This window comes from Gracilibacillus sp. D59 (assembly GCF_052246695.1).
GTDB lineage: Bacteria > Bacillota > Bacilli > Bacillales > Amphibacillaceae > Gracilibacillus.
The window spans coordinates 302903-318066 of sequence record NZ_JBQQCK010000001.1; the positions used below are offsets into that span (position 1 = coordinate 302903).

A 15164-nucleotide genomic window follows, 5' to 3' on the forward strand; every position below is an offset into this window, starting at 1 on the left:
TCCTTTTCTCTCTATAAAGTTAGACTTCCATCAGTGGGGGTTTTACGGTCGAGCACCATGATAAATTCTACTATTACTCCTTAACAGATCCACCTAAAATACCTGAAACGAAATGTTTCTGCAACATTAAGAATACAATCATGATTGGTAATACGGAAATAGCTGTTCCAAGCATCAACTGACCATAATCAACAGAGTTTAGTCCTGCCAATGTTGACAGTGCAACAGGCAATGTATATTTTTCACTTGTCGTCATGACAATTAATGGCCACATGAAGTTGTTCCATTGATGCGTAAATAAAAATATGCCTACTGCTGCTAATGCAGGTTTCATAGTAGGTAACGCTAGTTTAAAAAAAATAGAAATTTCACCAGCACCATCAATTCTAGCTGCTTCAATCATGGAATCCGGAATCCCCTTCATATTTTGTCGAATCAAAAAAATAGCAAATGGATAGCAAATCTGCGGTAATATGACCGCATGATACGTATTGATCCAATCCAAAGCTCCAAAAATTTGAAAAAGAGGAATTATGGTTGCTTGATAAGGGATCATCATTGCTAATAGAAAGCTTGAAAAAATAATATTGCTACCCTTAAACTTAAATTTTGCAAAGGCATAACCTGCCATTGAACAAACAAATAAACTAGCTACTACAAATGTTACCGCAATGATTGCCGAATTAAAAAGAGCTTTCATTATTGGTATAGCATCACTCAAATTCGATAAATTTTCCATCAGATAATTCCCTGGAACAATCTTTGGTGGAAAGCTTAATACATCACCTGAAGGATTTGTCGCACCAACGATCATCCAATAAAAAGGTCCAAGTGAAATGATAACCCCAACTATTAAAATGAAATGTAACAATGATTTTTTAACATATACACTTTTCATTAGTCATCCTTCACCACCTTAAATTGAAGCCATGATAGTATCGCAATAAATAATACAATGACATAGGCAATCGCAGAAGCGTATCCAAAATCAAAATAGCCAAAGCCTTGATTATATAGGTAATAGGTTATCGTTAACGTAGCATTATTTGGTCCACCATTCGTTAAGTTATATGGCTCATCAAATAATTGGAATGTACCAATCGTTGAAAGGACAAAACAGAACAATAACACTGGTTTTAATTGAGGTATTGTTATATAAAAAAATTTACGAATCGTCGAAGCACCATCAATACTTGCCGCTTCATATAATTCATTTGGAATATTTTGAAGTCCAGCTAACAAAATAACCATATTGTACCCAGTCCATCTCCATGTCGTCACAATGATTAAAGCTACCTTTGCCCAAAACGCATTAGTTAACCAATTGACTTTCTCGAGACCAATAGAAGTCAATATATAATTAATTAGCCCATAATCAGTATTGAGTAGCAGAATAAAAATGATAGAAGCTGCAACTAACGATGTAACAGCAGGTGTAAAGAAAGAAACTCGATAAAAACCTTTCATCTGAAGTAATCTTGAATTAAGAAACACCGCCAAAATCAGCGCAAAAAATAACATAATAGGTACTTGAACAATTAAAAGGATAAAAGTATTACCTAAAGCTTTATAAAATATAGGATCACTAAATAATCTTATATAGTTATCAAATCCAGAGAAGGTATATACACCACCAACTCTAGTTTGAAAACTGAGTAAAAATGAAGCGATTATAGGATACACAGTAAATGCTAGAAATAGTACCACTGCTGGAAACACAAAAATATATGGTGCTGTCTTAGGGGTAATAATACTTTTTTTATATTTTTTCGAATCAACTTTTTCAGCTGCATTTTCCACGTAACATCCCTCCTAATTAAGAAGAAGGCTGACTGGATAGCATGCATCAGCCAGCCCATTATTTATTCTGTTGTTTCTTTACCCGTTTGCTGTGCTGCTTGCTTCTCACCATCTTCAAGCATTTCTATAGCAGGTTTATCTTCTAATAAGAATGCTTCAATCTCGCTTCCCATAACAGAACGGACTTCTAATTCTGCACCATCATGGTTAACTGGAGGTATGTTTTCTACTGTATCTGCAAATTTTTTGAAAAATGGTTGATTGTTAAAATATTCTTGGTTATCCGAGAATATAGGTTCTTCATATGCTTCGAGTAAAGCTGGGAATAATCCCCTATTTGTTAAAGCTTTTATTTGTGAGTCAACATCTGTTGTTGCAAACTCTGCAAAAACATATGCAGCAACTTTATTTTCCGATGAAGAAGGAATTGCTAAAGCAGAACCACCATCGTTGGACGCTCTTGTTCCACCTTCTTCAAATGCTGGTAGTTTAAACATATCCCACTTTCCAGCCAATTCAGGCATTTGCTCTAACATCGTACCACTCCACCAGACAGCTCCTGGTTGAGTTGCAACTTCCCCATTTTTCATTGCTGCTACTTGACCATCCCAATTATTGGTATAAGTAATTAAGTTATTATCTTTCATTTCTTGTAATACCCTTGCTGCGTTTTCTCCAGCCGCTGATGTAATATCTAAATTCCCTTCTTCATCAAAGTAATAGCTTCCCTGTTGTTGCATCATAATTCTGAGTAGACCGTCACCATCAGTTCCTAAGAAATATTTCCCGGTATGATCAACAACTTTTTTGCCTGCCTCAATATAATCATCCCAAGTATTAATTGTAGAAGGATCAACACCAGCTTCTTCGAAAATATCTACTCTATAAATTACACCTACTGGCCCTAAGTCACGAGGAGCTGCTATAATGTTTCCATCTTGATCTTTTAACCCCGAGATTTTAGCTTCTGAAAATCTATCTTCATGTTCGTCATAACCCAATGCACTTAAATTAGTAAATGCATCTGGAAATTCATCTGTAAATGAATGAATACGGTTATTTTCAACCTGGACGACATCAGGCAAACCACTGCCACCGCTCGATAGCCCAGCACTTACTTTTTGATAAACTTGATCAACGCCAATGTGTTCAACCGTTACATTTACATTTGGATATTTTTTTTGAAATGCTGGCAATACATCTTTCTCTAAATAATTTGCTTCCAGCGCCCATGCCCAAACGGTAATATCACCAGTTATATCTTCCGGATTTTCTGGTATAGTGAGATCTTCTACATCTCCACCACTGGATGAATTGCTACATGCAACTAATAAACTAACCAAAATAAATAAGAACACTACTCCAACCATTTTTTTCGTAAACATCATTTCACCCCTCTGTTTTTTTAAAAATACTGAACGCTAATAACTATTCACTAACTTGCCAAAAGTATAACTAATTGATACGCTTATTTATGGTATAAAAGTTAGCTTTTCAGTAATTATTCATTTAAATTGTATACGCTTTCAGATAAGTGAGGGATGAATAGTATGCCTAACCTGAAAAATCACCATAATATATCATTACTTGAATCTTTTTATGAATTGACAAAAATACCATTGAATATATTCCAGGATTCCCAAACATATGAATCCATTCCGGAGCAAACGCCATTCAATCCATTATTCCAATCTTTAAGTGAACATCTAGAATATACCGAGGTACTAGGTATTGATATACAATTGATTGACACCATGTACTTTGAAACTTTTTTAAGTATACCTTTTTCGGATGGTAATGGCTGGATTGTATTAGGTCCTGTCTTATATAATCCACCTTCCAAAAATAGTATAGGAAGACTGCTGGATAATATAAATAAATCATACTTAAAAGTTGATGTAGAAGAATATCTATTATCATTAAGGGTAGTAAGCAAAAATCAGTTAATAGAAGCTGGCAATCTAGCACTTTTTTTATTAAAAGGAATTCAAATTAATATTAGAGAAGAATTAAATATGATAAAACACAGGGACTATGCTTCAGATATCACCCATTCTTCAGAGTACATTGCAAATGTTAGAGAAAACTCGTTTCATCATCACGATCCTATTCTGGAAAGGAGGATATATCAAATAATTGAAGAGGGTAATACAGAAGAGATTATTCCTTATTATAAAGCGTTTATGAATAGAGACGATTTTAAGTTAGGCGTTCTATCTAGAACAAGTGCTATAAGAAGTGATAAAAATATAACGATTGCTACGATAACACTGGCAACCAGAGCGGCAATAAGGGGAGGCGTTCACCCAGAAGATGCCTATTCTTTAGGTGATGTTATGATTCAAGAATTGGAAGAATTAAATTCAACTGCTAAAATCTCGTGGTTTAGAGAAGAAATCCTATATAAATTTACCGACATGGTGACAAAAATTAAAAAACAAACATACACTAGGAAAATTACCTTCAGTCAGGATTATATATACAAACATATCTATGACCCTGATTTAAGTGTGGAGGCGATAGCCAATTACTTAAAAGTAAATAAAAAATACTTATCTAATTTATTCAAAAAAGAAGTTGGCATATCGATTAGTCAATATATGCAAAAAGCAAAAGTGAAGGAAGCGAAAAAGATGATAATATATTTTAATCGCTCTCTCACAGACATATGTAATGCACTGCATTTTTCGGATCAAAGTTATTTTACAAAAGTGTTTAAGAAACATACTAATATGACACCTAAAGAATTTATCAAATCTACTAAAGTTGATTCTTTTTAAAAATAAAAACATAAACAAGTCACCCTTCACTTGAATGAAGGATGACGTTAGAAACTACAGCTTCTTATACATAATGGTTTGCAAATCTTGAAAACCGATCCGATTATATATTTCTTTCGCAAAGTTATTAGCAAACACATTGAGCCGAATTTCTTTAAAACCATAAAGCTTACTTTCTGTTATGGCAGCTTGTAATAATTGCTTAGCTATGCCTAAATCCCGATATTTGGGTAAAACATACAGCTCGTAAATAAAGGCATGAGTTTGATTGGTGATATAATCAATATTTTCCCCCACTAGAACCCAACCAGCAATGTCTCGATTTTTATTCTCATATACTAAATAATAACCTTTTTGCTCAAGGGTAAATAAAGCCATTTGCAGAGCCTGTTCCTGACTTATGGCATCTTTCGATAACATAGCTTCATTTGCTACTTCTTTTGCTTTCGATAAAATAAACTGAACATCTTGATTCGTCGCCTTCCTTATCATACTTAAGCCCCTTACAAAAGAATGGTACTAAAGCATATGTTTGTTAACCAATATTTGTTCTGCCAAAGTCAACAAGTTGCCTCCGAGCTACTGTCTATTTCTAGCAATATATTACATTCATTAATTTATATTTATATACTAATAGTAATCTTCACCTTTGATTCAATCTACCAAAAAAATAATGGAGAGGTGACAAAATGAACCAAACTAGAATCGTTCGTAATATGAATCTAAATTGGAAATTTTCCCGAGGAGATGAACCTAAAGCATGGTATAAAGGCTATGACGATTCCAACTGGAGAGATATAACTCTTCCCCACGATTGGTCTGTTGAAGAACCTTTTTCCGAAGAGTACTCAAGTGGAACTGGTTACGTAGCAGGCGGTATCGGATGGTATAGAAAAGACTTCACACTTCTTCCTGAATTAAAAGGAAAAAAAGTTTATATTACTTTTGAAGGTATATATAACAATTCCCAGGTATGGTGTAATAGTTACTACATTGGTAAAAGACCTTTCGGATACAGTTCGTTTACATATGACATCACGGACTTTGTTAGCTTTGAAGAAAACAATACTATATCTGTAAAGGTGAATCATAAAGATATCGCTGATTCCAGATGGTTTACGGGCTCTGGCATTTATCGTGATGTCTATCTTACGGTAACAGATCCAATTCATATTGATCAATACGGGGTATTCGTAACAACTCCAGAAGTATCAGCGGAAGAGGCTACTGTAGCAGTCAACGTACAATTAACCAATGAGACAAATCAATCTGAGGAAATTCAAATAATAAATACACTCTTTGACCAATCTGGAGATCTTATCGGATCTTCCTCTGAAACTAAATTTATATCAGAAGAATCCAGTATCAAAGTCGATCAGACAATAGTTATAAATGAGCCAAATTTATGGTCTCCTGATCATCCTTATCTCTATACGGTTGTCACAGAAGTGATAAAAGACAATAAGGTTGTTGACGATGTATCAACGATAACCGGGATTCGCTCATTTTCATTTGATGCAAAGAAAGGCTTTTTCTTAAACGATCAAAATATGAAAATAAAAGGTGTTTGTCTGCACCACGATGCTGGAGGTTTGGGAGCAGCCGTTCCACAAAAGGTATGGATTAGAAGACTTAAAGCCTTAAAAGAAATGGGATGTAATGCAGTTAGAATGAGTCATAACCCGCCAGCCCCAAACTTACTAGACTTATGTGACAGCATGGGATTTTTAGTGATGGATGAAGCATTTGACGAATGGGAAGGTGTAAAAAACAAGTGGTCTACCGGGCATAACGTATACCCACCTAAACATTTTGGTTATTACGAGGACTTTCCACAATGGGGTGAAACAGATCTAAAGGAAATGGTTTTAAGAGACCGAAACCACCCTTCTATTATTTTATGGAGTATTGGTAATGAAATAGATTATCCTAACGATCCTTATTGTCATCCTTATTTCGGAACAATGACAGGTAATAACGATGCAAATAAACCTGCTACCGAGAGAATCTATGATCCTAATAAACCTAATGCAGAAAGACTAGCCACCATCGCCAAACGTCTTGTTAAATATGTGAAAGAGTGTGATGATACAAGACCTGTTACATCAGCACTTGCATTTCCCGAGCTGTCTAATCTGACTGGTTATGCACAAGCTTTGGACGTCGTCGGCTACAATTATAAAGAACACCTATATCTAAATGACCTCGAACAATTTCCAGACCATGTGATTTATGGTAGTGAAAACAGCCCTAGTTTAGATGCATGGCTAAAAGTAAAAGACAATGATGCCATCTGTGCTCAATTCATCTGGACCGGAATCGATTACTTGGGAGAGGCAAAAGGCTGGCCAATAAGGGCCGCTCAAGCTGGTTTCTTAGACCTTGCCGGCAATAAAAAATCAAACTATTATTACCGACAAAGTCTCTGGAGTGAAGAACCTATGGTATTTTTGGCTGCAAAAAGCAAAGACGATTTAGCCTCAGAACAAAATCCCAGATGGAAAGGTGATCCTCATTGGAACTGGAAAAATGGAGAGCAACTTGAAGTCTTTTGTTATACAAATTGCCAAGAAGCCGAGTTATTTCTGAATGACACCTCCTTAGGAAAGAAAAAAATGAAAGAAGCTGACAGCTATCTTCACTGGCATGTGGCTTTTCAAGAAGGTGTGTTAAAGGTGGTGGCAAAAGATATCGATGGTAACGAACATACCAATCAACTGATAACTGCTTCACATCCAAAGAAACTTGATATTGAAATTGACTATCCCGTGTTAAAAGCAGATGGTCAGGATATCACACATGTTGAAATGCAAATAGCAGATGAAAAGGGACACCCCGTTTTTCTCGCAGATAATCGAATTGAACTTTCCGTTGAAGGACCGGGAGAAATTATTGGGATGGAAAACGGTAATGTTCAAGACTTGCAAATATACAACGCTAATAATAGAAGAGCCTACCATGGAAAAGTATTAGCTTTCCTCCGTTCCAAACAAGAAGAAGGAATCATTACTGTCACAGCTACATCAGACAATTTGCAAACAACACAACTGTCCATTCCAGTAAAAAACGATTGAAAATTGTTAGCTATTCTTTGTAATTAATTGAATAAGGAAAACTGGGCAAAACCACCCAGCCTTATAACTATATGCTAAGTAAATATGTGACGATTGCTATTAGTAGCCATTATGAAATATATTGTCCGTTTGACCACCACTCCGGCTGCCCACTTCCCTTCCCGTGGAGTTTGCCCTTCAGCTAACTTTTCGAGCAAAAATCGCTCAAAAAAGTGGATTTTCAGGGCAAACGAGTCCCACAGGAGTTGAAGTGGGCGCCTTCGTTTAATGCATGCGCTACAACATCTGTCAGACCTTGCAACTTGGGTTATTATGCCTGTGAAAGTGCATAAATAACGCATTGTTTAAAATGCGAATAGGATACCAAAATACTGTGATACCAACGGTTATATACTTTCCTACCTTACAAGAAAAGCTCAGAGTTCCCGCTTAGAAACGTAGCACTTGGAGCTAGACAAATACATAAATTTCTTTACTCATACATATAAAAAACGCTAGGAATAACATAGTTATATCCTAGCGTTTGTTTGATTATTTAAATCTTACTAATTTGTTTATTCATATTTCTGATCCACTTCCCCACTTATTGTGGTATTGAATTTTCAGCGTTAATATAACCAGCACCATAGATATTATTATCTTCGTCTTCCCATAAATCGGCTCCGGCTTTCAATAATTCTTTTATCTGGTCAGGGGTTAAATTCGGGTTATGCTGTTTCATCAAACTAACTACTCCGGCACAAATTGGTGTCGCCATCGACGTACCCGACATGGTGAAGTAATATTCTTCAACACGATTATTTTTTTGAATTTTATCAATATAAGAATTCGGGGAACGTAAGGAGATAATATCGACTCCTGGTGCGAGAATATCTGGCTTTACTTCACCGTAAATCGTTGGTCCTCTGCTGGAGAAGCTTGCTACATCATCATCACTGCGTGTATCTGCGGTGTCACGATCATCAAACGCTCCAACAGTAATAACTTGATCACTTAGACCTGGACTGGAAATAGTTTGTGGATCAGGTCCACTATTACCAGCTGCAACACAAACAGTGATCCCATTCCTCCAAGCTTCCTCAACGATTTGAACCATCGGATCCTGATCTTCCTCTCCATATTCTTGTAGAGCTGTTCCCAGAGACATACTGATTATATCAATCGGACTATCCGGATTATTTTCATTATATTGGATACACCATTCAACACCTTGTATGATCGTGTCTAAGGTACCTGACCCCATATTATTTAATACTTTCACGCCTACAACGCTTGCTTGTGGAGCCGGTCCCATATACCTTCCAGATGAAGCATATCCATTTCCGGCAGCATCTCCAGCGCAATGTGTTCCATGACCGTTATCATCATATGGTTCCGAGCGTCCATTAATAAAATCTACAAAATCAGTGATTCTTCCTGACAAATCTTGATGAGGATAAATACCTGTATCAATAATGGCAATCTTCGTCCCTTGCCCTGTTAACCTTACATCATTTCTAATCACTTGTTTTGCGTTAGCTGATTCAACACCTACATCTAACAAGGCATGAACCTCTTTATTCTTATACACCTTCTTAACATGCTTACAGTTTGTTAGTATCTCATCCAAGCTATCTGGGGTTATATCAGCTGAACAACAGGAAATCCTGGAATAGTAATGATTTATTTTATTTTTTCCATGTTTCTTGGTAATCTGCTCTAATTGATAACAACCATCATCATAAGCCTCTGGGTGAAACTGAAGAATAACTGACAGTTTTTTTCTGCGCTTTAACCGATTCTCAGATAAGCGATGCAAAAAACAAGGTGTATATTTAAAAGGCCGATACAGATTAACTAATTCATCACGCAAAGGTCTATCTAGTTGTTTCGCATAGCTACGCACCATATGAATCATAGAATATCCAAACAAATTATCCCCTCATTTCCTTTTTCTTTAATCTATGAGAGAATAAAAAGTTCTGAATCCATGTTTGTCCACAAATCAGAAAAGTTAGACAAATTCTAAGCATTAAGCTGATAGTATACTCTCTACCAGATCCTTCTATCAAAATTATGCATTTGCAGTTAACCTGTCATTTACTTTCTCAAAAGCTACATATGTAAAACGCATCAGAAGCAAACTTAATATACTGCCAGAGAAAAATAAAAAAACAACAGGTAAAGAGACTGTTACAAAATAGATTACAAAGGTTGCAAACGCCATATATATCGTACGTAAAGGATAGGAGGAACCAATTACAAATGCATATTTAAAACATTCCATTAACCTGATATCGTAATGTACATATACCGGAAAAACATAAAATACTACCATTACATAATAGAAAGAGATGGTAATCAGTAAAAACATCAGAACTATTTGAATTGGTCCACTGATATGTTTGACCAGGAGATAATCCAGATATAATACGACTCCACCAGCAGCACTTATATATCCAAGAATGTTTGCTTTGAAAAGGTTCTTCTTAAAGCAATCCCAACATGTTTTAAAAATCGGTACCTCAACATCCCCTTTGATCCAGCGCCTTACAATCGTAAACATCGCAACGGTAGCTGGAAAAAAACCGATAAATCCTAATCCGATAATTGTAAAAATAATCCACAATACATTCAGGAAACACACTTTCATTACCCACTCAGATCCTTTATAAATAAACGTATTCACCTTTTATCATACCTTTCTTTTTTATGGAGGAAAAAGAGATCCCACAGGAATACTTTCACATTGTTATCTGTGGGAATCCCTACTATTGCATAGTTAGCTTTTAACTGCCCCTGCTACCCCTTCAATAAAGTAACGTTGCATGATGATGAAAATAATCATGACTGGAAATAAAGAAATCGTTGCTCCAGCTGCCATACCAGAGAAATCAACTGCATATGTTTGAACAAAACTCTGCATCCCTACTGCTAGGGTTCTCAGCTCTGGTTTACTAATGGTTAATACGAGAGGTACTAAGAAAGAACTCCACGTCCAAATAAATTGCATAATCGCAGTAGTTGCGACGATTGGCATACTTAACGGTAGCATGACTCTGCTGAAGACCGTTAAAAATCCGGCACCATCAATTTCAGCTGCTTCTTCAATTGATTTCGGCAGATTCGCAAAGAAAGAAGCAAACATAAGAATAAACAAAACGTGAGCACCCGAAGCCTCTGCAACAATAATACCTAAAATGGAATCAGCTAGACCCAAATTACTTACTAATTTAAATAATGGAATGATAGTGTAGCCTTTGGGTATAAACATAATAGCTACTACACAAATCATAATTGTTTTTTTACCTGGAAAATCAATTCTCCCTAGTGCATAGCCGGTTAATGAGGAAAGGAAAATGACAATCACAACAGTAGCTACTGTGAAAATCACAGTGTTGATGAAGTAACCTGAAAAATTTGCAGTATACCAAGCATTTGCGTAATTCTCCCATTGAAATTCTTCCGGAATAAGTTTTGTGCCACTAGTCAAAAATTCCTGATTTGTTTTTAATGAAGAAAACACCATCCAGACAAAAGGATAAATCCAAACAATCCCAAAAAGGATTAAGAATACGTGTATAACAAGGCGCGCTGATTTAGTCGAAATCATACATTCACACCACCTTTTCTTCTTTTGCTTCCTCTAAGTCTTGTGACCTGTTTACCAAATGAAGCAGCACCGAATATCATACTGATAACAAAGGTAAATAACCCTAATAAAACACCTGCTGCAGAAGCATACCCCATTCGCACCTGCCCCCCGCCTAGTTGACTGGAAAAGGCGAAATTATAAATAAATAGATCCATCGTCTCGGTTGCAAAGTTTGGCCCACCATTTGTTAGTGTTTTTACTAAGTCGAATGCATTGATACCACTTACGAGTGATAACAAAATAATAACAGCGGCCATTGGCTTTAATAATGGTAATGTAACATGTCTTAAAATCGACCAGAATCCTGCTCCATCGAGTTGTGCCGATTCATATAGTTCATTAGGAATCGATTGCAAACCCGCCAGCCAATAGACCATGTTAATTCCGAGACCTTTCCAGGATCCAATCACAATTAATATGATTACCGCAAGGAAAGGGTCTGTTAACCAGGGAATCGGTTTATTGATAATACTGAAATCTAAAAGAATTTGATTAAAAAAACCATTAATTCCAAAAATATTCCCCATAATTATCCCAACAATTGCTGTTGTCGTAACAACCGGGAGAAAGTAAATCACTCGATAAAAGCCTTTCCCGTTAAGCTTTTGATCGTTCAGGATAATCGCTAATATTAACGCACCCCCAACACCAAGTAAGGTTGTCCCTAAAATATAATAAATAGAAACCAATGCTGAATTCCAGAAACGTGGTGAAGATAATAATTGCTGATAGTTACCTAACCCTACAAAATCATTCAAAGGACCAATTCCTGTCCACTCATAAAAGGAATACACATAACTCATCACAATTGGATATGCGGAGAAAACAAAAAACACAATAATTTGCGGTGCTAGAAAAATATATGCCCAAATGGCCTTTTTCTTTTTTAAAGTTTGTAACTTTGTATTAGACTCAGACTTTTCATTAAATTCCGATTTACTATTTTTTGACAAAACACTTTCACCCTTTCTAACTGTTTTTTGACAGAAAAGGATAAATTACTATAGCCCGCTTCCAGACTATAGTAATTTATGTCTACCTACTTTAGCTCATCATATTTATCAACTGTATAAGGTTCAAAAGGTTCCCAGTTCGGATAAATATAATCATCTTGAGAAACTTCTGGGAATTCCTCTAGTGTTTCAAAGAAAGCATCTTTCATATCCTGATCTATTTTTTCTATTTCTGCTTCCAGATCATCAATATTGCCTGTGATATAACCGACTACAGCATCACCGATACCGCCAACTTCTAATTTATTTCTGTAAGCCTTGTTAAATTCAACTACTTTAGGGTTGAATTCTGCTGGTTTTGGTACTGGAATTGCCAATTCATTTTCTAATTCCATTATGTCTTTATATTGTTCAAATGGCGGCTCACCACCGACATCTCTTTTAGCAGGCAGCCCAGCACCTGTATTGACATAAACTACTTCGTGAAGATGCTCAAGTGAGTACTCCAAAAATGTTTTTACTTCTTCCCAATGTTCTGTTTTGTTATTAACACGGATACTGGTCGCTTCTGATCCAGCATGGTAATAGTATGGATTACCATCTTTTGTTGGAAGTGGCGCTACACCCCAATTTTCAAACTCTGTTTCAACAAACAGCTGTCTGCCAACCCAGTCACCACTCCATAAAAAGGCACTTTGACCGACTGAAAAAGTTGCTTCTGCCTCACCCAAGCCAATTTCAACACTTTGAGGTGCCATAAGTCCTTCATCTAGCAGTTCTTTTAAAAATTTTGCACTTTCAACTTTACCTTCTGTTAATACTTGTGGAACACCTTCTTTATAATTTTCTTGCCAAGGCACTTCCGGTGTAATCGCAGTTCCCATCATGGAAACTAGCTGTTCATTCGCCCAACCTGGATTATTCCAAACGATCGGATAAACACCACCATTTGATTCTTCTTTAATTCTTTTACCAAGCTCTTTAAACTCAGCCCATGAAGAAGGTATATCATCTTCAGTTAAACCTAACATGTCAAAAACGTCTTTATTATAATACATGATCATTGCTTTACTTCTTGGTGATGCCAACGGGAATCCGTATACAGAACCGTCTGAAGTTGTCCCATTTTCAAACCAAGTACCTTCCTGAAACTGACCTTTCACTTCTTCGGTAAATATTTCATCCAGATTTTTTACCGCATCTACTTCAGTTAATTCAGCTAATTCCACAATATTAGTCCACATATCGGGTAGACTTCCTTCTGAAAGCGCGGTGCGAAGTTGTGTTTCTGGTTCTGGGACTTCTTGTTTTTCAATCTTTATTCCTGGATGCTCTGCTTCAAATTGCTCGATTAACTTGTCAAATCCACCTCTAAGTTCCGGGTATCTATTCCAGAACGAAAGTGTTACAACATCCTCGTCTTCCTTACCACTTTCCTCTTCCTCATTAGAGTTACAGGCACTAAGTATTAATAAGACCGCCATCATACTAAGAATGAATATACTTATCTTTTTCATTGACACTTCCCCCATTATTATTTTTTAAAAGAATAGATGTAACTTGGCTTTTACCTAAGTGACAAAATCACCTCCTTAAAAGGAATTAATATATTTTAATGGTGGTGATACTCTCTGGCTGAACGTCAAAATATTCTGGGAGTTCTCCTTTATATAGATTGGTTAGGTTATTAATTTCGGAGGTTTCGAATAACTCTGCATAGTTAAACTCAGTAAATTGGATTGGTACACGTTTTTTGCTTTTGTCGTTATTTATAACAACGTAAATCAATTGCTGGGCAGCTTCATCGTAAAATAACGAGGTTTTGATGAAGTCTTGTGTTTCAGGCTGAGGCAGATTAATCCTCTTTGCACCTGGTCGAATAAATTTGCTGTAATTGCCCATCGCCCATAATCGCTTCGTTTCTTCTATGTCCTCTGTTCCCTCATTGGTGTAGATGAGCCCATCTCGGAAATCGTATTTTGAAACTGCAATCCAATATTGCCATGAGCTGACATTTGCTACGGTTAAATCATCATGAATTGTGTTCACTAATACTAAAGCCGAATCCATGCCATAGTCTCGGTTCTGCTTCATTTCGGTCCATTCACTCATATTTAACTTTAGTGACGGATAATTCTTTTTCAAATAGTTAGCGATTTTTATTTTATCTTGTACATCAGACCAGTAAGAATGGACATCAAAATGAGTAAGCGCTATCATTAATTCGTTATCTTTGAAAATAGGATCAATATATGTTCGAGCCGTTTTCCATTCTCCCGCTTCGATAGCTGATATTTTTACATCGTATAGAGACTGTTGTTCTAACTTATTTCGCAAAATTTTCAACAGTTGAACACATTCATCAGGAGAATAATGACAGCCTTCCTGACCTTTTTCCATCCTCCAGTCCCATTGTGGTTCATTAATAGGACTCAAATATGTTATTGGAATGCCTTCTTCTTTGATCAAATGATTGGTTACATCAACGAGGTACGCTGCAAAATCTTCATACATATCCTCTTTCAAGTTGGATGTTCCATCTTTCTCACCAGTAACCAGACCCGATTTTGTCATTCTTGCGGTCGGGCTATTTGCAAAGGCTACAATATTCTGGACACCTTTACGATGAATTTCTTTTAATACTCTTATTGCATGCTTATCTCGACCCCAATTATAGATACCTTTTTCTACTTCAAATGATTCCGATCGTCTCCACGGATCACTGATTTCTTCTCCAGAACCTGCCCCAATGTTATAACGATAAATGGATAAGCCAATTCCAACCTCTTGATCAAACAATAAATCAATAATTTGTTTACGCTTTTCATCATTCCATTCGCCAATAGCCTGTGACCACCAAGCTCCTGAGGCCCCAAATCCTTCTATTGTTTGTGCTTTATTAGAAATATCGAACACGAAATCT

At 36.3% G+C, this 15164-nt stretch carries 12 protein-coding genes; 2 read left to right on the top strand and 10 right to left on the bottom strand.

The window, feature by feature from the left end:
• Nucleotides 1-73: 73 nt before the first annotated feature.
• The 3 genes from ACTWP4_RS01510 to ACTWP4_RS01520 all read right to left on the bottom strand — a co-directional run bounded on the left by ACTWP4_RS01510 (nt 74) and on the right by ACTWP4_RS01520 (nt 3185).
• The gene (locus tag ACTWP4_RS01510) at nt 74-898 is read right to left on the bottom strand and encodes a carbohydrate ABC transporter permease (RefSeq protein WP_443126988.1); all 825 of its coding nucleotides are present in this window, start codon (nt 896-898) and stop codon (nt 74-76) included.
• Entirely contained in the window at nt 898-1752 is an 855-nt protein-coding gene (locus ACTWP4_RS01515) for a carbohydrate ABC transporter permease (RefSeq protein ID WP_443127351.1), read from the bottom strand. The genes ACTWP4_RS01510 and ACTWP4_RS01515 overlap by 1 nt, the downstream gene beginning before the upstream one ends.
• 110 nt (nt 1753-1862) lie before the next feature.
• Nucleotides 1863-3185, bottom strand: a complete 1323-nt coding sequence (locus ACTWP4_RS01520; protein WP_443126989.1) for an ABC transporter substrate-binding protein — start codon at nt 3183-3185, stop codon at nt 1863-1865.
• A 165-nt stretch (nt 3186-3350) separates the two neighbouring features.
• Here ACTWP4_RS01520 and ACTWP4_RS01525 point away from each other — a divergent pair, with 165 nt between their 5' ends.
• Nucleotides 3351-4580, top strand: a complete 1230-nt coding sequence (locus ACTWP4_RS01525) for an AraC family transcriptional regulator (protein ID WP_443126990.1) — start codon at nt 3351-3353, stop codon at nt 4578-4580.
• Nucleotides 4581-4634: 54 nt separating this feature from the next.
• On the opposite strand, the gene ACTWP4_RS01530 is transcribed toward ACTWP4_RS01525, so the two are convergent.
• Entirely contained in the window at nt 4635-5072 is a 438-nt protein-coding gene (locus ACTWP4_RS01530; protein ID WP_443126991.1) for a GNAT family N-acetyltransferase, read from the bottom strand.
• Nucleotides 5073-5269: 197 nt separating this feature from the next.
• On the opposite strand from ACTWP4_RS01530, the gene ACTWP4_RS01535 reads away from it, so the two are divergent.
• Nucleotides 5270-7654 carry a glycoside hydrolase family 2 TIM barrel-domain containing protein gene (locus ACTWP4_RS01535; protein WP_443126992.1) on the top strand — a complete coding sequence of 795 codons (2385 nt, stop codon included), beginning with the start codon at nt 5270-5272 and terminating at the stop codon, nt 7652-7654.
• Nucleotides 7655-8237: 583 nt separating this feature from the next.
• Here the strand turns inward: ACTWP4_RS01535 and ACTWP4_RS01540 are convergent.
• From ACTWP4_RS01540 to ACTWP4_RS01565, 6 genes are all read right to left on the bottom strand, one after another.
• The gene (locus tag ACTWP4_RS01540) at nt 8238-9566 is read right to left on the bottom strand and encodes a S8 family peptidase (RefSeq protein ID WP_443126993.1); all 1329 of its coding nucleotides are present in this window, start codon (nt 9564-9566) and stop codon (nt 8238-8240) included.
• A gap of 141 nt (nt 9567-9707) precedes the next feature.
• Nucleotides 9708-10286, bottom strand: a complete 579-nt coding sequence (locus tag ACTWP4_RS01545; protein WP_443126994.1) for a YesL family protein — start codon at nt 10284-10286, stop codon at nt 9708-9710.
• A gap of 129 nt (nt 10287-10415) precedes the next feature.
• The gene (locus ACTWP4_RS01550) at nt 10416-11246 is read right to left on the bottom strand and encodes a carbohydrate ABC transporter permease (protein WP_443126995.1); all 831 of its coding nucleotides are present in this window, start codon (nt 11244-11246) and stop codon (nt 10416-10418) included.
• Nucleotides 11243-12241 carry a carbohydrate ABC transporter permease gene (locus ACTWP4_RS01555; protein WP_443126996.1) on the bottom strand — a complete coding sequence of 333 codons (999 nt, stop codon included), beginning with the start codon at nt 12239-12241 and terminating at the stop codon, nt 11243-11245. The genes ACTWP4_RS01550 and ACTWP4_RS01555 overlap by 4 nt, the downstream gene beginning before the upstream one ends.
• 86 nt (nt 12242-12327) lie before the next feature.
• A complete protein-coding gene (locus tag ACTWP4_RS01560; protein WP_443126997.1) occupies nt 12328-13758 on the bottom strand; it encodes an ABC transporter substrate-binding protein in 1431 nt (476 codons plus the stop codon).
• A gap of 85 nt (nt 13759-13843) precedes the next feature.
• Complete coding sequence (locus ACTWP4_RS01565) at nt 13844-15157, bottom strand: glycoside hydrolase family 30 protein (RefSeq protein WP_443126998.1); 1314 nt, start codon at nt 15155-15157, stop codon at nt 13844-13846.
• Between the last annotated feature and the right edge of the window lie 7 nt (nt 15158-15164).